Source organism: Actinocorallia aurea, from assembly GCF_054783995.1.
This window is the reverse complement of record NZ_BAAGPQ010000008.1, coordinates 178,952-199,250: the sequence shown is the minus strand read 5'-3', so window position 1 is coordinate 199,250 and position 20,299 is coordinate 178,952. Positions and strand designations below refer to the sequence as shown.

Genomic DNA, 20,299 nt, shown 5'->3' with positions numbered 1-20,299 from the left:
ACGGGCACGACCAGGCAGGACCTACCCGTGTCGCCGCCCTTCTCCCATCGGAACCCGGCGCACCCTTCCGCGCCAGACCCGGCAGCGGGCCTCATCGGGCCAGCCAACGGGAGCTGATCCACATCTTGAGCGCGCGCGCTCTCTTAGGCGGTGAGCGAAACGGAGGCACCGACGGATCGGGCAGCGGATGACGCTTCGAAGGAGTCCGTGCGCAACGGGATCCGCTGTGCTCGGTCGTCCACACGGTGGCCGGCTTTTGTGGCCGGCATCGAGGGCGTGCTCCAGGAGACATGGCTTGGGCGGGCCGAGCGGAGGCCCGAAACGCGGTCGCCTACCCGACGCGCACCGCGGTGGACGCCGCCCTAGCCCGGCGGCGTGGAGGCCTTTCGACGGGCGGGGCCGTCATGGCCGCGGCACCACGGCGAGCCCGCTGCCGGTGAACCCGAGCGACTTCAGCGTCAGCCGCGTCACTCCGCGGGTGGTGATCCGGCCCTTGGAGTTGCGCAGGATGTAGGCGCGGCCCGCGCGCTCTCCGGGCGATCCCACCACCAGCTCCGGCTTTCGGTCGCCCGACAGGTTCAGCAAGGAGACGACTTCGCCGAAGCCCGGCCACCTTTGCGGGCCTGCGCCGACGCTCTTGCGCGTGAACATCTGCGCGCCCTGGGTGGTGAGACCCTTCCGGGCTCCGTACAGCACGCGGACCTGGCCGCTCAGACGATCGCCGATGACGACGTCGTCACGGCCGTCCCCGTTGATGTCGCCCTTGGCGAAGAAGCTGTTGGAACCCCACGCGCCGCCGGGCACACCCGGCGTCGAGCCCTTCAGAAGCTGCGGCTTCTTGAAGCCCGTGGCACGGCGCAGGCTGACGCGCAGGGTGCCGCGGACCCTTGTCAGCAGATCCTCCCGGCCGTCCCCGTTGACGTCGGCGGCGAGCGTCAGACGGTTCTGGGCCAACTCCGTCAAGGCGACGGGAGCGGTCGGCCCGTCGGGAGAGCCCGCGAAGAGCGCGGGGGTCCAGCGCCCGAAGGAGGTCAGGACGATGTCGTCGATGCCGTCCCCCGTGAAGTCGGCGATCTCCGGCTGGACCGCACGGTGGTCGACGCGAACGACGGCGGGAGCCTGCCCCGGAGCCGCACCGCGGAAGACGCCGAACCCGGAGCCGTAGAAGAAGACGAGGTCGGGGCGGCCGTCGCCGTCGACGTCACCCGAATCGAGCTGTGAAGCACCCGACCATTCGGCCAGGAGCAGGTCCGCGTCTTCGGCCAGGCCCTTGCGCGAGCCGTGGTGGACGCGGATGCCGTCCGCGGCCGGATCGGTGACGGCGAGGTCGGCGTAGCCGTCGGTGTCGAAGTCCGCGGAGGCGACAGTGGGGAGGGCGATGCCCCGGAGGACCTGCGTGCGCCCGGTCTTGGCGTACCGGATGACCACCGGCCGCGGCGGACCCCCGGTCTTGGCCTCCGGGCCGAGCAGCACGAGGTCCGGGCTGCCGTTTCCGTCGAAGTCATAAGGGGCCGCAAGGGACGCGGCGGAGGCCGGCGCGGGGAGGGCGGTGAGGAGGGCCGCGGTGGTCGTGACCGCCACGACGAGGGAAGCAGGACGCATCGAACCGTCCGTTCGGGAGCGGATCAGAAACAGGGTGTCCCTTGTGACGCCCGCACCGCACCATCAGTTCGTACAAAACCGACAATCCGGGCGGTCTGGAAATCAGCGCCCGCCGACGGGATCCGTTCAAGGAAAATCTGCCGTCGGCAGAGAAGGCTTTCCGCGCATATTCACACGCCCTATCGTCGAAATCGAAGCACCGTCTCGATCATTTCTGCGACAGGGAGCGAAACCATGGGGGAAAGCACTGGCGAAATCGTCGGGGGCCTCGACGACCAGCTCGCCGCAAGACTGCTCTACCAGCGCATAGTCGTACTGGGCGCCGAGGTGGAGGACCGGATCGCCAACCGGATCTGCGCGCAGCTCCTGCTGCTCTCGGCGGAGGATCCGCGCCGCGGAATCAGCCTCTACATCAATTCTCCCGGCGGCTCCGTCAGCGCCGGACTCGCCATTTACGACACCATGCGGCTCATCCCCAACGAGGTGAGCACGCTGGCGCTCGGCCTCGCCGGGAGCATGGGGCAGTTCCTGCTCAGCTCCGGCGCCCCCGGCAAGCGCTACTGCCTGCCGCACGCCCAGATCCTCATGCACCAGGGATCGGCGGGCTTCGGCGGGACCGCGGCCGACGTGGAGATCTACGCGGCCCACCTCGAACGCGTGGGCTCCCTCCTCACCCGGATCACCGCCGAGCAGACCGGCCGGCCGTACGAGACCGTGGAGCGCGACAGCGAACGCGACCGCTGGTTCACCGCCGAGGAAGCGCGCGCCTACGGGCTCGTCGACCACGTGGTGGAGCACATGGACGACATCCGCCCCGCACCCCTCACCTACCGAACGGGCCTGTGACGATGAGCCAGTACACGATCCCGACCGTCGTCGAGCGGACCCCGCGCGGCGAACGGGCCTTCGACATCTACTCGCGGCTGCTGTCCGACCGGATCGTCTTCCTCGGCACCGAGATCGACGACGGCGTCGCCAACGTGGTGATGGCGCAGCTCCTGCACCTGGAGTCCGAGAGCCCCGACACCGAGATCGGGCTCTACATCAACTCCCCCGGCGGCTCCTTCAGCGCGCTCACCGCGATCTACGACACGATGCAGTTCGTCCGCCCCGACGTCGCGACCTTCTGCATGGGCCAGGCCTCGTCCGCGGCGGCCGTCCTCCTCGCCGCAGGGGCGCCGGGCAAGCGCGCGGTGCTCAAGCACTCCAAGGTGATGCTGCACCAGCCGTCGAGCCAGTCGCGCGGCACGCTCCCGGACCTCGCCGTCCAGGCGCGGGAGGTCGCGCGGGTGCGCACGGAGATGGACGAGATCCTCGCCAGGCACACCGGGCATCCCGCCGCGAAGATCCGCAGCGACACCGACCGCAGCGTCACCTTCGACGCCGCCGAGGCCGTCGCCTACGGCCTCGCGGACGTCGTCATCTCCAGGCGCGACGACATGCCGGTTTGAGCGCGCTGGGCGGCCGGCGCCCTGCCGGCCGCCCAGCGGCTCAGGCGGCCAGGCAGAAGACGTCCCCGTGCCCTGCCGGACGGGCGGGGCGGGCCAGGGCGACGGGGGCTCGGAAGGCGATCATGCCGCGTCCCACCTCCGTGAGGACCTCGCCCAGGTCGACGCTGAGCGCCTCACAGACGGAGGCCAGGACCTCCGAGGATGCCTCCTTGCGACCGCGTTCGACCTCCGAGAGGTAGGGCATGGAGATGCGCGCGTGGCGGGCCACGTCGGCGAGCGTCCTGCCCTGCTCGCGGCGGAGGCGGCGCAGCTCCCCGCCGAGTAGGTCGCGCAGCAGCGGCCGCGCGGCGATCTCTTCGTCCAGCCCGTCCCGCACCTGTTCCGGCATCGCTGCCCCTCCCTCACGCCTCGGCGGCCCGCTCCGCGAACGGGCTCACCGGTCCTTCCTAACCCGGGACCGGCGGCGCGGGAAGCCTGTTTCGCATCTGGCGAAGCGGCGCGGGCACGCTCGCCGGGAGGGTTCCGCCGGATTCCCGGGCTGGCGACGTCCGCGGGTGATCATCCTGTGGCGAGCCGCGCCGCCGTCGGAAAGAGCTGTGACCGAGGGGATGCGGCGGTTATCCACAGGCGCGTGCGACGCTCTGTGACGATCCGTGCTTGAGTTGTGGCATGGACGAGAACACGCTGAAGACCGTCGAACTGAACAACGGTGTCGCCATGCCCCGGCAGGGCTTCGGGGTGTGGCAGGTCGGCGACGACGAGGCCGTCACCGCCGTCGGCCTCGCCCTCGACGCCGGATACCGCAGCATCGACACGGCCTCCGCCTACGGCAACGAACGGGGCGTCGGACGGGCGGTGCGCGAGTCGGACCTGCCCCGGGAGGACGTGTTCGTGACGACCAAGCTGTGGAACGCCGACCACGGCCACGACGCGGCGCTCAAGGCGTTCGACGCGAGCCTGGAGAAGCTCGGCACCGAGTACGTCGACCTCTACCTCATCCACTGGCCCATGCCGGCGCGTGACGATTACGTCGACACCTGGCGCGCGCTGGAGCGAATCGCCGGGGAGGGCAGGGCCCGGGCGGTGGGCGTCTCGAACTTCGCGATGCCGCACCTGGAGCGGCTCGCCGAGGAGACCGGGCTGGTCCCCGCCGTCAACCAGATCGAACTGCACCCGTACTTCCCACAGACCGAACTGCGCGCCTACCACGCAGAGCACGGCATCGCCACGGAGGCCTGGAGCCCGCTCGGACAGGGCCGCGGCCTCCTCGACGACCCCGTCCTCGGCCGCATCGCCGCCGCCCACGACCGCTCCCCCGCCCAGATCGTCCTGCGCTGGCACCTTCAGAACGGCGACATCGCCATCCCCAAGTCCGTCACCCCGTCCCGCATCAAGGAGAACCACGCCCTGGCCGACTTCACCCTCACCTCCGAGGACATGACCGCCATCAACGCCCTGAACCGAAACGAGCGCTACGGCCCAGACCCCCTCCGCTTCAACGCCACCTGACCACAGCCCGAACCGGCCTCTCCCGACCTGCGTCCCCGCACGACGCGAGCCGCCGCGCGGGAACGTCGTCGGCCGGTGGTCGGCGGCAAGAAGCAGGGGCGAGTGCGGGGTTCTCGCCATGGGCGAGGTGTATGGCTGTGAGTCCCACGGGCCGCCGACCTCGCCCCGCGCGGGGATCAGCCCGAAGGTCCACTGGGTCGGCCTCCTTAGACCCCATGCCTCGGCCCAGCGCCGCCCCCGAACCACAGGCCACGAGGCCCTCGCACAATCACGTCGGCCGGGCAACGGCCCAGTAAGCGATCGCCACCGCAACACCCGCTCCGGCACCCCCCTTCGGCGCACAGCGCACTCACGCCACGCGAGGGTCACCGAAGCAGAAGGGCGTGCCGGACCGTTGCAGGCTTCACTGCCGACCGGACCGCGTAGACCGACCGGATCACGTCTTTGGACTGATCGCGCGTTCCGGCTGTGTCACGTCTCCGGGCTCGGGCACGTGTTCCGGCAGGTCCCGTGTTCCGGCTGGGAGCGTCTCCGGCTGAATCGCGTGTTAGGGCTGGATCGCGCGTTCCGGCTGGCTCGCGTCGCTGGGCTCGGGCATGTGTTCCGGCTGGCGGCGTCTTCCGGCCAAATCACGTCTTACGACTGGGCCACGTGCTCCGGCTGAATCGCGTCTTCGGGCTGAACCGCGTGCTCCGACTGGGCCACGTGTTCCGGCTAGGGCACCTGCTCCGGCTGGGGGGTGTCTTCGGGCAGGGGCGCGTCTTTGGGCTAGGGCACGTGCTGCGGCTGGAGGGCTTCTTGGGCTGGGGCATGTGTTTCGGCTGGAGGGCGTCTTTGGGGCGGGGGGTGGGTGCGGGGGCGGGGTGGGGCCGCCCCCGCGGGGTGATCAGGAGTCGCCGGTGACGGTGACGTGGGGGTCGGCGGCGTCGCCGGTGGACCAGACGTAGTCGGCCGCGGCGTCGTCGCCGAACTCGGCGAGCAGGAACTTCGCCGCCCAGCGGGCTGCGATCTCGATGCTCTGGGCCTGGGTGAGGGACTGGCCGGCGACCTCGGGGTCGGCGCCGGCGGGGTTCTGGACGTCGGTGATGCCGTAGTGGTTGGCGCCGGAGATCCGGACGATCTGCTTGGGGTCTTCCTGGAGGCGGCCGTAGGTCTCCTCGGCGTCGGCGGGGAGCGCGACGCCGTCCTGGAGGCCCTGGACGAGCTGGACCGGGATCTCGTTGTCCACGTCGGAGAACGTGCCGGTGAGGAACGACTTGTTGTTCGTGCCGAACAGCGAAGCGGCCTTCACCTCCGACGGCCGGGAGTAGACCAGCCCGGTGCAGAAGGGGAAGACGCACTTGCTCTCGGCGACGGACAGGCCCGCGGCCCCGCCGAAGGAGTGGCCGAGCAGCGCGATCCGGCTGAGCCGGAACCGGTTGAGCAGCGGCGAGGCGGACCTGTCGTCCTCGTCGCCCATCCAGTCGGCGGTGGCCGCCGCCTGCGACTGTTCCGGGTAGAAGTCGTTGTCGAAGAAGAGGAGACGCTTGTGGTCCGGAACCACGACGATGAATCCGTAGGCGGCGACCGCCTCGGCGTAGTCGGAGTAGAACCCTCGCCCGACCTGCGCGCCCTGGAGCATCAGCGCGACGGGCAGCCTTCCGGAGATCTTGGTCGGGTAGTAGACGTCGGCGGTGTCCCCGCCGACGGTCGTCACGTACGTGGCGACGGCGGGCACCGCCTGGGCGGACGCTGCGGGCGCCCCTGCCAGCGCGGCGCCCAGCAGGACGGGGATGACGGCTCGGGCCACACGACGAAGCCCCATGGGGCCTCCTTTTCGTATTGGAACGTCGTTTCCCTTACACAGACAAAGTTCCGCTAGTGGATACACATTCGTCAACCCCCGGCGCCCCGGACCGCCACTTCCGGCCATCGCGCCCCCGGAGTGGCGACCCGGACCCGCCGCGGCGACGGTTCCTCGACGGGCTCGGCGAGGGCGCCCACCACCTCGGTTTCGAGGCCCCCGATCTCGCGGGGGCCGACCGCGGGGCCGAGCGCGACGCCCGCGGGAAGGGACTCGGCGTGATCTCCCGCGCGCTGCGCGTAGACGGCAGCGGCTTCTGCCACCTCGACACCCGTGCCGGAGCCGACGGGCCCGGTCGTCCTGGAACCGCGCCGCACCCAGGCGTGAGAGCACCGCTTCGGAGCCCCGTCCCGGCAGAGGGCGCGTGGGCGGGGGTTCCGGGCGGACCTTGATCGCAGTAGCGTGGCGGCGGACCGTTGCGCGGGAGAGGAGGTGAGTCGCATCAGCGGTGTTCGTCGATGCGGGCACTCCCCCTCGGGGCGCGCGAAAGCGCTCGCGTAGAACGGGTGGGGAGTGCCCCGGGAAGCAGCCGGAAGGTTACCCATGTCGTTGGTGTCGAATGTTGTACTGATGGACGCGATCACCGCCTCGCTGCGGCAGGCAGGGTGCGTGTTCGCCGAGGACGAGGCCGCGGTGCTGGCCTCGTCCGCGAGGTCCGCGCAGGAGTTGCGGGCCATGGCCGCGCGGCGGGCGGCCGGGACTCCCCTTGAGCACGTCGTGGGGTGGGCGGAGTTCGCCGGGCTGCGGATCGCCGTCGCACCGGGGGTGTTCGTCCCGCGCAGGCGCACGGAGTTCCTCGTCGCCGAGGCGGCCCGGCTGACGCCCGACCACGCGGTGGTCGTCGACCTGTGCTGCGGCTCCGGGGCGCTCGGCGCCGCACTGCACGTCGCGCGTGAGGGAGTCGAACTGCACGCGGCGGACATCGACCCCGCGGCGGTGGCCTGCGCGCGCGGAAACGTCCGCGGCGCCGTCTACCAGGGCGACCTCTTCGACCCGCTGCCCTCGCGCCTGCGGGGCCGGGTGGACGTGCTGCTCGCGAACGTGCCCTATGTCCCGTCCGAGGAGATCCCGCTGCTTCCGTCCGAGGCCCGCGATCACGAGGCGCGCGCCGCCCTGGACGGCGGGTCCGACGGCCTCGACGTGCTGCGCCGCGTCGCCGCCGAGGCTCCAGGCTGGCTCGCCCCGCGCGCAAGTCTGCTGGTCGAGACGGGCGGCCACCAGGTCGCCGCCGCCGTCGCGGCCTTCACCCGCCACGGGCTGGCCGTCCGCATCGCCTCGGACGACGACTACGACGCGACGGTCCTCATCGCCTCGCTTTCCTGATTCCGCCCGGAACCCCGGCGGGCCGCAGGACGCCGGGGTTCCGCCACGGGTTACCGACGTGTCGGGCAGTCCACACCATGCTTGGAGAAACAGAGCTATATGGTGCGATGCGGAGTAGCTGGGTCTGAGTTCTGGAGGGGAAGATTTCCGCCGCGCGTCTGGCCGCCTGCCTCACCGTCGTGCTGTTCGCGCTCAACGGGTGCTCCGATGGCGTGGCGCCGCCGGAGGACGGGATTCCCGGACTCGGGGCGGTCTCGGTCATCACCAAGGACGAGGAGATCCGGCTGCCGCTCGACTACTTCTCGCCCAGCACCGAGGAGAACGACGACATCGTCCTCGCCGAGGAGTACCTGGGGCGCAAGTGCATGGAAGGGTTCGGGCTCACCTACCCGGTGAAGCCGCAGCGCCAGCCCGGCTACTCGATCATCGCCCACCCCGGAATGTTCGGTCTCATCGACCCTGACCAGGTGAAGTTCGGGTACGGCCCGGTGCTCTCGCCGAACGGCTGGGACGAGCCGACGGCGCCCGTGCAGAACCGTCCGGCCACCGCGGACGAGGACGACGTGTGGCTGGGCAAGGTCAACGAGTACGACGGCAAGGCTGTCCCGCAAGGAGGCTGCCTTATGGAAGGGCGCAGGCAGCTCGGCGGTACGGCCGATCTGTTCTGGCCCAAGGAAGAGCTCCAGGCCAAGGCCGTGAAGCTCGCCGACAAGGATCCGCGCACTGCCGAAGTCACGCAGGCATGGTCGGACTGCATGCGGGACGCCGGCTACTCCTACGCGTCGCCGGGCGAGGCCGCCTCCGACGCGCGGTGGCTGGTGCCCGGGCCGCCGAGCCCGGCGGAGGTGTCGGCGGCGGCGGCGGACGTCGGCTGCAAGACGCAGGTGAACTACGCGGGGATGCGCACGGCGATCCTCACCGCCTACGAGATGCGCCTCGTCCGCGAGCACAGGGCCCGGCTGACGACGCACAAGCTGGAGCTGTCGCTGCGGCTGAACAACGCCGAGAACCTGCTCGGCCGCACCGACGTCGACGAGTTCTGAGCACCGCCCTTGCCCGGCGCACCGACTCGCCGCCAACGCTTACGCGAGGTCGAGTCGCCGCCCCTTCGGCGATGCGCCGAACCTCACCTCCGGTCCTCCTCCGCGACGGAGCATCCGCCCCGTCCGGCAAAGCGAAGATCACCCAGGACCGGCCCGACCACACCGAAACAGTTCACTCGGGAACCATGGGATGTTCTCGGGCGTCCGACGGGGGCGGCGGGATCTTTCGGGGGACAATGCCCGGAGGCGGCCGGGGTTCGCCCTGAGCGCGGGACACGAGAAGGCGGAGTGATGATCGACGGAGTGCGGTACCTCGGGCGCGGCATCGGTTGGGTGGCCAGGAGGCCGGCCCAGTGGGTGTTCGGGCTGATCCCCGCGATCCTCACGCTCGTGCTGTTCGGGTGGCTGCTGGTGTGGTTCGGGTTCAAGGCCGACGACCTCGCCGAGTGGCTCACCCCGTTCGCCGACGACTGGGCGAAGGGGGCGCGCGATTCCGTCCGGATCCTGGCGGGGGTCGCGCTCTTCGCCGGCGGCGCGTTCGTCTCGCTCCTTCTCTTCACCGCGGTCACCCTGATGATCGGCGCCCCGTTCTACGAGGAACTCTCGCTACGCGTCGAGCGTTCCCTGGGTGGGCATGTGCCGGAGTCCGACGAGCCGCTCTGGCGGAGCGTCGCGCGCGGCGCGAAGGACGCGCTCATCCTCGGCGTCATCGCGCTGGGGCTCGGTGTCGTGTTCTTCGCGCTCGGGTTCGTGCCGGTGATCGGGCAGACGGTCGTCCCGGTGGTCGCGCTGGTCGTCTCGGGGTACTTCCTCGCGGGCGAGCTCACCGGCATCGCGATGGACCGTCGCGGGCTGCACCGCAAGGCGCGGTTCGCGGTGCTGCGCTCGGTGCGCGGCCGCACGCTCGGCTTCGGCACGGCGACGGCGGTGGTGTTCCTCATCCCGCTCGGCGCGGTGCTGTTCATGCCGGGGGCGGTGGCCGGCGCCACGCTGATGGCCCGGGACGTCTGCGACCGCGACACATCAACGGGCTTCAAGGTTGCATGAACGAACGATGATTATCCGGAACTTTTCGCCATATTTTTCCGGTCTCCGGTAGCGTGCTCCGGGCAGGAGCGGTCGACCCCGAGGTGAGGGATGCAGGACGGACAGCGTGACAACGCGATGAGAAAGGCGCTCCGGCGCAGGGGAGCACACCTGCTGGAGGCCGTGAGGCCTCCGGGCGTGGCGCTCAAGCGGAAGGCGCCACTGCCCGACCGGTCCGCCTCGCGTCTTGTCGACTCTCCTGTCTTCCTTCTCTCCTCGGTACGGTCGGGGTCGACCCTCCTGCGCGTGCTGCTGAACAGCCACTCGCGCATCCGCGCCCCGCACGAACTGCACCTGCGCACCCTCAAGGTGGAGCCGAGCCGCGAGTTCTCCGAGGACGTCATGGACGCGCTCGGGCTCGACCGCGCCGAGCTCGAACACCTGCTGTGGGACCGGATCCTGCACTTCGAGCTGGTGTCCACGGGCAAGGACGTGATCGTCGACAAGACGCCGGGCAACGCCCTGATCTGGCAGCGGATCTCCGCGGCCTGGCCGAACGCCCGCTACATCTTCCTCCTGCGCCACCCCGCGTCCGTGGTGGAGTCGGTGCTGAACCGCCGCAAGAACGCCGACCACGACGCGGTCGTCAAGGAGGTCCTCGCGTACGTCACCGGCGTCGAGGAGGCCCGGCGGATGCTCGACGGCGTCACGGTGAAGTACGAGGACCTCACGGCCGACCCGACGGGCGAGACCCAGCGGATCTGCGCCTACCTGGGCCTGCCCTGGGAGGAGTCGATGCTGGACTACGGCGCGCAGGACCACGGCCCGATCCGTCCGGTCTTCGGCGACTGGAGCAAGAACATCAAGTCGGGCAGGGTCCAGCCGGCCCGGCCGCTGCCGCGCGAGGAGGACGTGCCCGCCGAGCTGCGGGACATCTCCCGCGCCTGGGGCTACCTGTCCTGAGCGCCGCGCAGCCGCGCCGCTTTCAGCGACATGTGCAGCAGCAGCCTGTCGGCCCCTGAGTCCAGGTCGAGGCCGGTGAGGGCGGTCACCCTGCCCAGCCGGTAGTAGAGCGTCTGCCGGTGGATCGTGAGGGACGCCGCCGTGCGCTGGGCGTTGCCCGCCTCGTCGAGGTAGAGCTCGACGGTCTCGCGCAGGGCCTCGTGCGCCGGGTCGAGCAGCGGCGCGACGGCCGGGTCGGGTTCCGGCAGGGCGGTCAGCATCCGGTACGGGCCCAGATCCGCCCAGGCCGCGACGGGCCCGCCGACGGTCCTGGCCACCCGGTGGGCGAGCCTGGCCTCCTCCAGCGCCTCCCTGGCCGCCGTGAGGCCCCTGCGCGGCCCGCTCACCCCCGTCGGAACCCCCAGCCTGGCAGCGGACTCCCGCGCCTCGGCGGCCCGCACGACCAGCACGTCCCCCGTGCCGAGGACGCCCGCGGGGATCTGCGCGCCGGGCGCGAAGAGCACGGAGAACGCGGCGCCCGCCAAAGGGTGCCCGGCGAGCATCGCCGCCGCGGCCGCCCGCTCCTCCTGCGCCGCCGACAGCAGGCCCTCCAGCGCGCGGGACGGGCTGGCCGCGAGTTTGGCCGCCGCCTCGGCCGCGAGTTCCATGGCGGCGCCGAGCCTTGGGTCGTCGAGGCCGATCTCTCCTTCGTCCAGCAGCCACAGGTACCCGTAGGTGACGCCCCGGTGGCGCGCCGGAAGGCACAGCCTCGCCTTGGTCCCCTCGACGGGGTCGGCGGGGGTCCGCAGCGGCGCCGTGGCCCTGGCGATGCCGAACGACTCGAACCAGGCCCTGACCCGGGCGTCGGAGCCGCGGCGCAGGATCGATCCGAGCCGCACCGGGTCGAGGTCGCCGTGCTGGGCGGCGAAGGCGACCAGGCGGAAGTCCCGGTCCTCCAGGGTGGCCGGAGCGCCGAGCAGATCCGAGACGGCGTCGGTCAGCTCCTGGAAATCCCTCTCGTACACATGTCCAAAGTACTCGTGACCGTTGTCGATGGCCGCCGCGCGTGGCCCTCCCTAGGGTCGGGAACATCCGCGAAAAGGAGGTGTCCCTCATGCTCGGTCCGATCCTGCTCTCCGCCGCCCGCAGCCAGACGCTGCGCCGTGTGGTCTCGGCGAGCCCGCTGACCCGTCCCGTCGTCGACCGGTTCGTGGCCGGGGAGACCCTCCCCGACGCGCTCGGCGCGGTCCGCGCGAACGCCGCCGACGGCATCGACGTGACCTTGGACTTCCTCGGTGAGGACATCACCACCGAGGCCGAGGCCCTGGCCAACCGGGACGCCTACCTGCGGCTGCTGGAGGCCCTGGGCACCGAGGGCCTGGCCGCCCGGGCGGACGTGTCGGTGAAGCTGTCGGCGTTCGGCCAGTCCCTGCGCGAGGACCTGGCGCTGGAGGGCGCCCGGCGCGTCGCCGAGGCGGCCCGCGCCGTCGGCAGCACCCTCACCCTGGACATGGAGGACCACACGACGGTCGACTCGACCCTCGGCATCCTCGGCGAACTGCGCAAGGACCACCCCGAGACCGGCGCGGTCCTCCAGTCGTACCTCTTGCGCACCGAGGACGACGCCAAGGCGCTCGCCCACGAGGGCTCCCGGGTCCGCCTGGTGAAGGGCGCCTACAAGGAGCCCGTCGAGGTGGCCTTCCAGGACAAGTCCGAGGTCGACAGGAACTATGTGCGGCTGCTCAAGATCCTCATGGCGGGCGACGGCTACCCGATGATCGGCAGCCACGACCCGCGCATGATCGAGATCGCCAAGACCCTCGCCGCCCGCAACGGCCGGACGATCGACTCCTACGAGTTCCAGATGCTCTACGGCATCCGGACCGAGGCGCAGCACAGGCTCGTCAACGAGGGCCACCGGGTCCGCGCCTACGTGCCCTACGGCGGCGACTGGTACGGCTACTTCATGCGCCGCCTGGCCGAGCGCCCGGCCAACCTCGTGTTCTTCCTGCGCTCCTTCACCACCCGTTCCTGACGGCTCAGCCGATCCTGACGGCGAGTGACATCTCGATCACTCGACGCCATAACGGGCTACCCGGGAATGCCCGCCGGGGGCCGAGCATGTTACTTAACCTAAGTAAGTACTTCGCTCGACCCCCGGCAGGAGCCCCCTTGACCAGTACCGTCCCCGACGCGACGGCCACCGATCAGAAGGAACGACAACCCACTCAGGGTGAGGCGGCACCAGCGGGCAGGTCCGTCTGGATCACCCTCATCGCCCTCGCCCTCGCCGGATCGGTCGTCTCGATCCAGCAGACCCTCGTCATCCCGCTGCTGCCGACCATCTCGGCCACCTTCGACGTCCCGGTGACCTCCGTCACCTGGCTCTTCACCGCCTCGCTGCTCGCCGGAGCCGTCGCCACGCCGCTGCTGTCGCGGTTCGGCGACATGTACGGCAAGAAGCCGATGATGCTCCTGACCCTCGGCCTGCTCGCCGCCGGATCGGTGATCTGTGCGCTGTCGGCCGATCTCGGCGTCCTCATCGCCGGCCGGGCCGTGCAGGGCGTCAGCGCGGCGATGATCCCGCTCGCCATCGGCACCATCCGCGACACGTTCCCCGGCCCGCGCGTCATGAGCGCGATCGGCATCGTCAGCGCGACCCTCGGCGTCGGCGGCGCGGTCGGCATGCTCATCACCGGGCTCATCTCCAGCCATACCCCCGACCACCACCCGGTCTTCTGGGTCGCCGCGGGCGCCGCGGTCCTCGCGTTCGCCCTGGTCGCCTCGGTCGTGCCGAACGGCGGGGTGCGCCACGGCGGCAGGCCCGACATCGCGGGGGCCGCACTGCTGGCCGTCGTGCTCGTCTGCCTGCTGCTGGCCATCAGTCAGGGCAACGGCTGGGGCTGGACGTCGCCGGGGGTCCTCGGCCTGTTCGGCGCCGCGCTCGTGCTCGGCACGGGCTGGGTCGTGCTGGAGTTGAAGGTCGCCGAACCGCTGGTGCGGATGAGCATCCTGGCCGGCCGCAGGTCGCTGTCGGCGAACGTCGCCTCGGTGTTCCTCGGCTTCTCCATGTACGGGTCGTTCACCCTCATCGCGGCGCTCGTCCAGGCCTCCCCGGAAAAGGTCGGCTACGGTCTCGGTGGAACGGTCCTCACCGTCGGCCTGCTGGCGCTGCCGAACACCGTCGCCATGGTGGGCGCCTCGTTCCTGTGCGGCCGCCTCGCCGCCCGCATCGGCGCGGCGTACACGCTCGCGCTGGGCTCGGCCATCGCCGGCGGCGCCTACCTCTACCTGGCCCTGCTGCACTCGACAACGCAGGACTTCCTGGTCTTCAACTTCCTCCAGGGCCTCGGCTTCGGCATCGCCTACGCCTCCATCGGCACCCTGGCCGTCCAGCACGTCCCGATGGACTCCAGCGGGATCGCCAGCGGCATCAACGTGCTGGTGCGCACCGCCGGCGGCAGCGTCTCGGCCGCGATCGGGGCTGCCATCCTCACCGGCGGCGGCCTCGTGCCGACCATCGGGGACTACGTGCTCTGCCTGTACATCGTGCTGGTCGGATCGGTGGGCGCGGCACTGGTCGCCGTCGTCCACGGGTTGCGGCACCGGGACTGACCCCGGTCCACTGCCGCAGCGCGGCGCCCTCCTGGGGCGCCGCGCCGGGCGCGTCAGGCGTTCAGCGCCTTCAGAGGGCCTTCACCGCGGAGACGAACGTGCGGAAGGGCGGGCGGGCGAACGCCAGCGCGGGCGCCTGGGGGTTCTTGCTGTCCCGCACCCCGACAGCCGTGGTGCGTGCGGCCGTGCCGACCTCCACGCAGGCGCCGTTCTGGGCGCTGTGGCTGCTCTTCCGCCAGGCGACGCGAGAGTTTTCCGACATTTTTCGTCTGTTTCCTTCATGGGTTCGGTCCGCGCGCGTCGCCATCCTCGGCGATGATCTGCCGGATGAGTTCCGCGGATGATTCCGGGGAGAGCGCGACCGCGCGGAGCTGATCGTAGATCTGCGTGTATTCCAGGAGATCCGCGGCTTCTTCGAGATAGATCGAGCCGCGGCGGAACTGAAGGTACACGATGGAGGGATCACGTCGCGCGGGAAAGTTCAATATATGAAAACTTCCGTCGACGGCCGCGTGCGCGCCTGCCGAGAAAGGCAGGATCTGCAACGTCACATTGCGCGGCTCGCACAGCTCGATCAGCCTCTCCAGCTGGACTTTCATCACCGATCGACCGCCGACGGCGCGCCGCACGGCCGCCTCGTTGAGAATGATCCACAATCGCGGTGCGTCCGGACCCCGCATCCTTTCCTGGCGCTTTGTCCGAACTTCTACGCGGCGATCCTTTTCGAGCTGGCTTTCCCCGGGAAGAAGTGGATCGACCTTGAGCAGGGCCCGGAAATAGTCCTCGGTCTGGACCAGGCCGGTGATCAGTTCATGTTCATAGATGAGAATGTCGGACGCTTCCTCTTCCAATCCGACATAGGTTTCGAACCAGATCGGAATGGAAGAACGCGGCTTCTGCCACCAGCCGCGCAGGCGGCTTTCCCGCGCCAGCGTCATCAACTGCTCGGAATGGTCGTCGGCGAGGCCGTAGTAGAGGCACAGCGCCCGCACGTCGTTGACCTTCGGCGCGTGGGTGGCGTGCTCGATCCGGTACACCGTCGTGCGCGGCACGTTCGAACCGCGGGCCACCTCGTCGAGATTCGCCTGCCGCTCGGCTCGGAGTTTGCGCATCACGGCGGCCAGACGCCGCCTGCGGACCGTCGGACTTGTCCGTCCCATCACCATGTGGACACTCCCGCGTCCCTCGTCCCGGGCCCGGGGGAGGCCCAGTTTGGAATATTCCAGCGAAGCGCTTTACATGACGCCCTGTCGCGTCCCACACTCAGAGCGTAGCGACACGGACTGCGCTGCGTGAGCGGATCTCAGGGGGTTCCGGCGATGGACCGGCCGATGTTGAGAGAACGACAATGCTGACGGCCACGCGCGTCACGATGCCGGGGATGCCCGAGCAGGCACGGGTGGCGCGCAGATGGCTCGCGGAATGGCTGGGCGAGGACCACCCGGCCCACTACGCCGCCGTCCAGCTCCTGTCCGAGGCGTTCGGGAACAGCGTGCTGTACGCGACCCCGGGCGGCCGGATCGAGCTGGGGGCCGAACTGCGCGACCAGCAGGTGCTGGTGGAGGTCGTGGACGCCGGCGGCGGCGGCGACCCCGTGCCCGGCCGGGACCCGGCGGGCGACGCCGAGAGCGGCAGAGGGCTCTTCATCCTCGACGCCCTCGCCAAGGAATGGGGCTGGGAGCGCCTGCCGGACACCCGGCTGCGCTTCTGGTTCACCGTCGGCTTCTGACCGCCGCGCACGCCCGGACGAGCGCATGCCTCAAGCTGGCACGTCGAAAGCCTGCACGTCGAGACGGGCACGGCCCCGGCCCCGCCCGACCTACGCCGCGTTCGGGCCTTCGTCCGGGCCTTCGTCCGGGCACGGGGCAGGCAGACGGCCCGGCTCTGCCACGGCACCGGTGCAGGCGGAACGCGCGGGCGCCGCAGAGCCCGGCACCGGGAGCGGTCCACACGGGGTCCGGTCCCGGGGCGCCGGGCTTCAGATGAGCCGGCCGCGCCAGGTCGGGTGCGCGGGAGCCCAGCCGAGCGACTTGGCCTTCGCGTTGGAGACGGGCCGGCCCGTCGCGGCCGCGTGCCTGCGCGCCTTCGGCTCGGGCGCGCCCAGCGCCGCGGCGTAGTCCGGCAGCCACTCGTCGGCGGTCGCGGACTCGTCGTCGACGATGTTCACGATGCCGGCCTCCCAGTCGAGGGCGGCCACCGCCGCGTCGGCCGCGTCTTCGAGATGGATGAACGAGGTCCAGAAGGGGCCGCGCGGCAGTTCGCCGTCCATCACGTTGGCCGCGATGCGGCCGTCGGCGGCGTACCAGGTGCCCGGGCCGTAGAACGCGCCGTAGCGCAGCACGACGCCGCGCGGCATCTCCGCGACGGCCTCCTCCAGCGCGACGACGCTCTTGTACGGAGGCAGGGTCGGGTCGAGTTCGTCGGTCTCGACCGCGGGCTCCTCGCCGCGCACGTACAGCCAGGCGATGCTCTGCGCGATCATCGTCTCGACGCCCGCCGCCTTGGCCGCGTCGACGAGGTTGCGGGTGCCGTTGATGCGCAGCAGCCCGTTGGCCTCGAAGTCGCGGTCGGACAGGTCGGTGAGCTGGTGCATCACGATGTCGGGGCGCTCGGCCTTGACGGCCTTCTTGAGCTTGCGCGCGTCGAGCACGTCGACGATGACGGGGTGGGCGCCCAGTTCCTCGATGAGCTTGCCGCTCTCGCGCCGCCGCGAGGTGCCGGACACCTCGTGGCCTGCCGCGACGAGCTTCGGCACCAGGGCGCGGCCGACCGCGCCGGTGGCTCCGGCAAGAAAGATCTTCATATTGGGGGGACCTCCAGGAGTCTCACTTCTGTGTGGTCACCTGCGGACCAAGCCCAAGCTATCCCGTCTTGACGCTGTCTGGCGACCACCCCGTCCGGGGTTTGCGCACTCGGTGTAGTCCCATGGTCACCACAAGGCTCAGCAGTCCCAGACCGGTGAGGACGCCGAGTGCCACGGGAACGGCGTCCTCACCGAAGACGGCGGCGCCCAGCGCGGCGTATCCGAAGGTCGAGGGGAGCGCGCCGATACCCGTGCCGAGGAGGAAGTGACGGTAGCGCGCGGCCGAGGTGCCGAAGGCGTAGGAGACGAGACCGAAGTTGGCGACGGGCAGGAACCGGACGGTGAGGACGCCGACGACCCCGTTGCGGCCGATCCAGCCGTCGAGCCCGGCAAGCCGGGCGGCGACGCGCCCGCGCCATCCGCCGGGTCGGGCCGCCAGCAGCGCGTCGACGTACTCGCGACCGAGCGATCTCCCGACGAGGAACGCGGCGCTCGCGCCGAGCAGCGCCCCGGCCAGCACGTAGGCCATGCCGGGGCCGAGCCCGAACAGCAGCCCGGAGACGAACGCGAGAGCGGTGCGCGGGAACATCGCCATGATCAGCAGAGTGCTGCCGAGCACGGCGAGGACCGGGCCGAGCGGTCCCGCGCCCTCGACGGCCGCGGCGATCCCCTCCCGGTCGGGCAGGACGAACGCCGACAGGGCCGCAGCCGCGACGACGCCCGCGACGAGCAGGGCGAAGCGCAGGGCGGGGCTCTTCAGGACGGGACGGCGCGCAGGTGCGGGCGGGGGAGCCGGGTCCCCGGGGGGAGCGGACTCGGTGGCCGGGCTGCTCATGGTGGTAGCAGCGTAACCGCCGGGTGCGGCAGACTGCGCCGGTGACCTCGGTGACCCGCGCTGACCTCATGGCCCGCTACGGCGTCGGCCGCAGCACCCTGGAGAAGTGGTTCAGGGAGCGCGCCGAGAACGGCCACCCCGAGCCCGACGGGGCCGCCGGGCGCACGCTGACGTGGGACGCCGACGCGTGGCACGTCTGGTACACCGCCCGTGAAGCCGCCCCTGAGGCTCCCGAGGGCCTTCTGTCCCGCGACGAGCTCGGCGCCCGGCACGGGCTGTCCAAGCACGCGTTGAAGGAGCTGTGGGCGGCCCGGGAGACGAACGGGCACCCTCAGCCCGCCCTCGTCCGGGGCAAGGCCCTCTACTGGGACGGCGACGCGTGGGCCGCCTGGTACGACGCGCTGCCCGACGAGCCGGAGGCGGACCCGGACGCGTTGATCACCCTTGCCGAGGCGGGGCGGCTGCTCGGCCTGTCCCCCGGTTCGGTGACGGTTTACGCGAGCCGCCCTCCGAAGGGCTGGCCCGCGCCCGTCGAAGAGGTGGCCCTCAAGGGCGGCCGGGTGCGCCGCCTCTACCGCCGGGATGACGTGCTCGCCTACCGCCGGGCCAAAGAGGCCTGACCGGCCGGAGCAAGACCCCGCTGACCTTAGAGTGGGAAGGCTGGCTTCCGTCCGGAGAGGGGTTACAGGGTGTCCACCGTCAAGGCGAAGATCGACGAGGTCTCGGCCGAGGCCGCGCGACGGCGCACCTTCGCCGTGATCAGCCACCCGGACGCCGGCAAGTCCACGCTCACCGAGGCGCTCGCGGTCCAGGCCGCGGCGATCTCGACGGCGGGCGCGGTGCACGGCAAGGGCGACCGCGCGGGCGTCACCTCCGACTGGATGGAGATGGAGCGCAGCCGAGGCATCTCGATCACCTCGTCGGTGCTGCGGTTCGACTACCACGGCGCGCTGCTGAACCTGCTGGACACCCCGGGTCACGCCGACTTCTCCGAGGACACCTACCGCGTCCTGTCGGCCGTCGACGGCGCGGTCATGCTGCTCGACTCGGCCAAGGGCCTGGAGACGCAGACCCTGAAGCTGTTCGACGTCTGCAAGCACGGGAACGTGCCGATCCTGACCTTCGTCAACAAGTGGGACCGGCCCGGCCGCGAGCCGCTGGAGCTGCTCGACGAGATCGAGCAGCGGATCGGCCTGCACGCTGCCCCGCTGAACTGGCCGGTCGGCATCGCGGGCGACTTCCGCGGCCTGATCAGCCGGGCGGACGGCTCCTTCACCAAGTTCGTGCCGGGCATCGGCGGCGCCAAGGCGCAGGCCGTCCGGATGTCGGCCGAGGATGCCGCGGCCGAGCTCGGGGACGTCTGGGAGACCGCGATGGAGGAGCTGACCCTCCTCACCGAGATCGGCGCGGAGCTCGACGAGGAGGCCTTCACCGGCGGGATCTCCACGCCCGTCCTGTTCGGCGCCGCGCTCCCCCAGTTCGGGGTGAGCGCCCTGCTGGACGCCCTCACCACCTATGCCCCGCCGCCTTCGGCCCGCAAGGACGCCGGGGGCGGAAGCCGTCCGCTGGACGCGCCGTTCTCCGGCCAGGTCTTCAAGGTCCAGGCCGGCATGGACAAGGCGCACCGCGACTCCCTGGCCTTCATCCGGGTCTGCTCGGGCCGCTTCGAGCGCGGCATGACCCTCACCCAGAGCTCGACCGGCCGCGGCCTGGTCACCAAGCACGCCCAGACGGTCTTCGGCCGCGACCGCACGACCGTCGACACCGCGTACCCGGGCGACGTCATCGGCCTGCCCAACACGCACGGCCTGACCGTCGGCGAGTCCCTCTACGACGGCCCGAAGGTCGAGTACCCGGCGATCCCGGCGTTCGCGCCCGAGCACTTCATGGTGTGCCGCGCCAAGGACGTCGGCAAGTACAAGCAGTTCCGGCGCGGCATCGAGCAGCTCGACAGCGAGGGCGCGGTGCAGGTGCTGCGCAGCGACATCCGCGGCGAGCAGGCCCCGATCCTCGCGGCGGTCGGCCCGCTGCAGTTCGAGGTCGTCGCGCACCGGATGGAGCACGAGTTCAACTCGGCGGTGAACCTCACCGGCATGGACTTCTCCGAGTGCCGCCTCACCGACGCCGAGTCGGCCGAGCAGCTCGCCAAGATGCGCGGCGTCGAGGTCTTCACCCGGTCCCTCACCGGCGACCTCGTGGTGCTGTTCGCCGACAAGTGGCGGCTGCGCGCCATCGAGCGGGAGTTCCCGGACCTGAAGATCGAGCAGATGCTGGCGGCCGGGCAGTACTAGCCCGGCGCGCGCTGAC

General features: G+C 71.0%; 21 protein-coding genes. 12 read left to right on the top strand and 9 right to left on the bottom strand.

Annotation, left to right across the window (positions count from 1 at the left end; translation table 11 throughout):
• Nucleotides 1-402: 402 nt before the first annotated feature.
• Nucleotides 403-1,602, bottom strand: coding sequence for an FG-GAP repeat domain-containing protein (locus ACYVOM_RS11065; protein ID WP_460303188.1), 1,200 nt, complete (start codon nt 1,600-1,602; stop codon nt 403-405).
• Nucleotides 1,603-1,836: 234 nt separating this feature from the next.
• On the opposite strand from ACYVOM_RS11065, the gene ACYVOM_RS11060 reads away from it, so the two are divergent.
• Both ACYVOM_RS11060 and ACYVOM_RS11055 read left to right on the top strand, forming a co-directional pair.
• A complete protein-coding gene (locus tag ACYVOM_RS11060; RefSeq protein WP_460303187.1) occupies nt 1,837-2,448 on the top strand; it encodes an ATP-dependent Clp protease proteolytic subunit in 612 nt (203 codons plus the stop codon).
• A gap of 2 nt (nt 2,449-2,450) precedes the next feature.
• Nucleotides 2,451-3,053 (top strand): ClpP family protease, encoded by a 603-nt coding sequence (locus tag ACYVOM_RS11055; protein WP_460303186.1) that lies wholly within the window; start codon nt 2,451-2,453, stop codon nt 3,051-3,053.
• Nucleotides 3,054-3,093: 40 nt separating this feature from the next.
• Here ACYVOM_RS11055 and ACYVOM_RS11050 read toward each other — a convergent pair whose 3' ends face one another.
• Complete coding sequence (locus tag ACYVOM_RS11050; RefSeq protein WP_460303185.1) at nt 3,094-3,441, bottom strand: helix-turn-helix domain-containing protein; 348 nt, start codon at nt 3,439-3,441, stop codon at nt 3,094-3,096.
• Between the two features lie 296 nt (nt 3,442-3,737).
• On the opposite strand from ACYVOM_RS11050, the gene ACYVOM_RS11045 reads away from it, so the two are divergent.
• Complete coding sequence (locus tag ACYVOM_RS11045; RefSeq protein ID WP_460303204.1) at nt 3,738-4,562, top strand: aldo/keto reductase; 825 nt, start codon at nt 3,738-3,740, stop codon at nt 4,560-4,562.
• A gap of 886 nt (nt 4,563-5,448) precedes the next feature.
• Here the strand turns inward: ACYVOM_RS11045 and ACYVOM_RS11040 are convergent.
• Together ACYVOM_RS11040 and ACYVOM_RS11035 are read right to left on the bottom strand one after the other, a co-directional pair.
• Nucleotides 5,449-6,366 carry an alpha/beta hydrolase family protein gene (locus tag ACYVOM_RS11040; protein ID WP_460303184.1) on the bottom strand — a complete coding sequence of 306 codons (918 nt, stop codon included), beginning with the start codon at nt 6,364-6,366 and terminating at the stop codon, nt 5,449-5,451.
• A gap of 71 nt (nt 6,367-6,437) precedes the next feature.
• Nucleotides 6,438-6,668 carry a hypothetical protein gene (locus ACYVOM_RS11035; RefSeq protein WP_460303183.1) on the bottom strand — a complete coding sequence of 77 codons (231 nt, stop codon included), beginning with the start codon at nt 6,666-6,668 and terminating at the stop codon, nt 6,438-6,440.
• Nucleotides 6,669-6,975: 307 nt separating this feature from the next.
• On the opposite strand from ACYVOM_RS11035, the gene ACYVOM_RS11030 reads away from it, so the two are divergent.
• The 4 genes from ACYVOM_RS11030 (at nt 6,976) to ACYVOM_RS11015 (ending at nt 10,760) form a co-directional block, all read left to right on the top strand.
• Complete coding sequence (locus ACYVOM_RS11030; RefSeq protein WP_460303182.1) at nt 6,976-7,728, top strand: putative protein N(5)-glutamine methyltransferase; 753 nt, start codon at nt 6,976-6,978, stop codon at nt 7,726-7,728.
• A 179-nt stretch (nt 7,729-7,907) separates the two neighbouring features.
• A complete protein-coding gene (locus tag ACYVOM_RS11025; RefSeq protein WP_460303181.1) occupies nt 7,908-8,771 on the top strand; it encodes a hypothetical protein in 864 nt (287 codons plus the stop codon).
• A gap of 291 nt (nt 8,772-9,062) precedes the next feature.
• Nucleotides 9,063-9,818, top strand: a complete 756-nt coding sequence (locus ACYVOM_RS11020) for an EI24 domain-containing protein (RefSeq protein ID WP_460303180.1) — start codon at nt 9,063-9,065, stop codon at nt 9,816-9,818.
• A gap of 90 nt (nt 9,819-9,908) precedes the next feature.
• Nucleotides 9,909-10,760: a sulfotransferase family protein gene (locus ACYVOM_RS11015; RefSeq protein WP_460303179.1), complete on the top strand. Its 852-nt coding sequence runs from the start codon at nt 9,909-9,911 to the stop codon at nt 10,758-10,760.
• Here ACYVOM_RS11015 and ACYVOM_RS11010 read toward each other — a convergent pair.
• Complete coding sequence (locus ACYVOM_RS11010) at nt 10,748-11,764, bottom strand: PucR family transcriptional regulator (protein ID WP_460303178.1); 1,017 nt, start codon at nt 11,762-11,764, stop codon at nt 10,748-10,750. The genes ACYVOM_RS11015 and ACYVOM_RS11010 overlap by 13 nt on opposite strands.
• Before the next feature lie 89 nt (nt 11,765-11,853).
• Between ACYVOM_RS11010 and ACYVOM_RS11005 the strand changes: the two genes are divergently transcribed.
• Nucleotides 11,854-12,774 (top strand): proline dehydrogenase family protein, encoded by a 921-nt coding sequence (locus tag ACYVOM_RS11005; protein WP_460303177.1) that lies wholly within the window; start codon nt 11,854-11,856, stop codon nt 12,772-12,774.
• 137 nt (nt 12,775-12,911) lie between these two features.
• On the top strand, nt 12,912-14,354 hold the full coding sequence (locus tag ACYVOM_RS11000) for an MFS transporter (RefSeq protein WP_460303176.1): 1,443 nt from the start codon (nt 12,912-12,914) through the stop codon (nt 14,352-14,354).
• 70 nt (nt 14,355-14,424) lie between these two features.
• Here ACYVOM_RS11000 and ACYVOM_RS10995 read toward each other — a convergent pair whose 3' ends face one another.
• Both ACYVOM_RS10995 and ACYVOM_RS10990 read right to left on the bottom strand, forming a co-directional pair.
• On the bottom strand, nt 14,425-14,616 hold the full coding sequence (locus ACYVOM_RS10995) for a DUF397 domain-containing protein (protein WP_460303175.1): 192 nt from the start codon (nt 14,614-14,616) through the stop codon (nt 14,425-14,427).
• Nucleotides 14,617-14,632: 16 nt separating this feature from the next.
• Entirely contained in the window at nt 14,633-15,520 is an 888-nt protein-coding gene (locus tag ACYVOM_RS10990; protein WP_460303174.1) for a helix-turn-helix domain-containing protein, read from the bottom strand.
• A gap of 215 nt (nt 15,521-15,735) precedes the next feature.
• On the opposite strand from ACYVOM_RS10990, the gene ACYVOM_RS10985 reads away from it, so the two are divergent.
• On the top strand, nt 15,736-16,083 hold the full coding sequence (locus tag ACYVOM_RS10985; protein WP_460303173.1) for an ATP-binding protein: 348 nt from the start codon (nt 15,736-15,738) through the stop codon (nt 16,081-16,083).
• Nucleotides 16,084-16,332: 249 nt separating this feature from the next.
• On the opposite strand, the gene ACYVOM_RS10980 is transcribed toward ACYVOM_RS10985, so the two are convergent.
• Both ACYVOM_RS10980 and ACYVOM_RS10975 read right to left on the bottom strand, forming a co-directional pair.
• The gene (locus tag ACYVOM_RS10980) at nt 16,333-17,157 is read right to left on the bottom strand and encodes an NAD-dependent epimerase/dehydratase family protein (RefSeq protein WP_460303172.1); all 825 of its coding nucleotides are present in this window, start codon (nt 17,155-17,157) and stop codon (nt 16,333-16,335) included.
• Between the two features lie 58 nt (nt 17,158-17,215).
• On the bottom strand, nt 17,216-17,992 hold the full coding sequence (locus ACYVOM_RS10975; RefSeq protein ID WP_460303171.1) for a TVP38/TMEM64 family protein: 777 nt from the start codon (nt 17,990-17,992) through the stop codon (nt 17,216-17,218).
• A gap of 41 nt (nt 17,993-18,033) precedes the next feature.
• Between ACYVOM_RS10975 and ACYVOM_RS10970 the strand changes: the two genes are divergently transcribed.
• Complete coding sequence (locus tag ACYVOM_RS10970) at nt 18,034-18,612, top strand: hypothetical protein (RefSeq protein ID WP_460303170.1); 579 nt, start codon at nt 18,034-18,036, stop codon at nt 18,610-18,612.
• Nucleotides 18,613-18,681: 69 nt separating this feature from the next.
• Nucleotides 18,682-20,283: a peptide chain release factor 3 gene (locus ACYVOM_RS10965; protein WP_460303169.1), complete on the top strand. Its 1,602-nt coding sequence runs from the start codon at nt 18,682-18,684 to the stop codon at nt 20,281-20,283.
• The last annotated feature ends 16 nt before the right edge of the window (nt 20,284-20,299 follow it).

Excerpts from the sequence above, each read along its gene's own strand:
- ACYVOM_RS11065 (WP_460303188.1), bottom strand. The coding sequence starts at position 1,602 with ATGCGTCCTGCTTCCCTCGTCGTGGCGGTCACGACCACCGCGGCCCTC.
- ACYVOM_RS11060 (WP_460303187.1), top strand. The coding sequence starts at position 1,837 with ATGGGGGAAAGCACTGGCGAAATCGTCGGGGGCCTCGACGACCAGCTC.
- ACYVOM_RS11055 (WP_460303186.1), top strand. The coding sequence starts at position 2,451 with ATGAGCCAGTACACGATCCCGACCGTCGTCGAGCGGACCCCGCGCGGC.
- ACYVOM_RS11050 (WP_460303185.1), bottom strand. The coding sequence starts at position 3,441 with ATGCCGGAACAGGTGCGGGACGGGCTGGACGAAGAGATCGCCGCGCGG.
- ACYVOM_RS11040 (WP_460303184.1), bottom strand. The coding sequence starts at position 6,366 with ATGGGGCTTCGTCGTGTGGCCCGAGCCGTCATCCCCGTCCTGCTGGGC.
- ACYVOM_RS11030 (WP_460303182.1), top strand. The coding sequence starts at position 6,976 with ATGGACGCGATCACCGCCTCGCTGCGGCAGGCAGGGTGCGTGTTCGCC.
- ACYVOM_RS11020 (WP_460303180.1), top strand. The coding sequence starts at position 9,063 with ATGATCGACGGAGTGCGGTACCTCGGGCGCGGCATCGGTTGGGTGGCC.
- ACYVOM_RS11015 (WP_460303179.1), top strand. The coding sequence starts at position 9,909 with ATGCAGGACGGACAGCGTGACAACGCGATGAGAAAGGCGCTCCGGCGC.
- ACYVOM_RS11005 (WP_460303177.1), top strand. The coding sequence starts at position 11,854 with ATGCTCGGTCCGATCCTGCTCTCCGCCGCCCGCAGCCAGACGCTGCGC.
- ACYVOM_RS10995 (WP_460303175.1), bottom strand. The coding sequence starts at position 14,616 with ATGTCGGAAAACTCTCGCGTCGCCTGGCGGAAGAGCAGCCACAGCGCC.
- ACYVOM_RS10990 (WP_460303174.1), bottom strand. The coding sequence starts at position 15,520 with ATGGTGATGGGACGGACAAGTCCGACGGTCCGCAGGCGGCGTCTGGCC.
- ACYVOM_RS10985 (WP_460303173.1), top strand. The coding sequence starts at position 15,736 with ATGCCCGAGCAGGCACGGGTGGCGCGCAGATGGCTCGCGGAATGGCTG.
- ACYVOM_RS10980 (WP_460303172.1), bottom strand. The coding sequence starts at position 17,157 with ATGAAGATCTTTCTTGCCGGAGCCACCGGCGCGGTCGGCCGCGCCCTG.
- ACYVOM_RS10975 (WP_460303171.1), bottom strand. The coding sequence starts at position 17,992 with ATGAGCAGCCCGGCCACCGAGTCCGCTCCCCCCGGGGACCCGGCTCCC.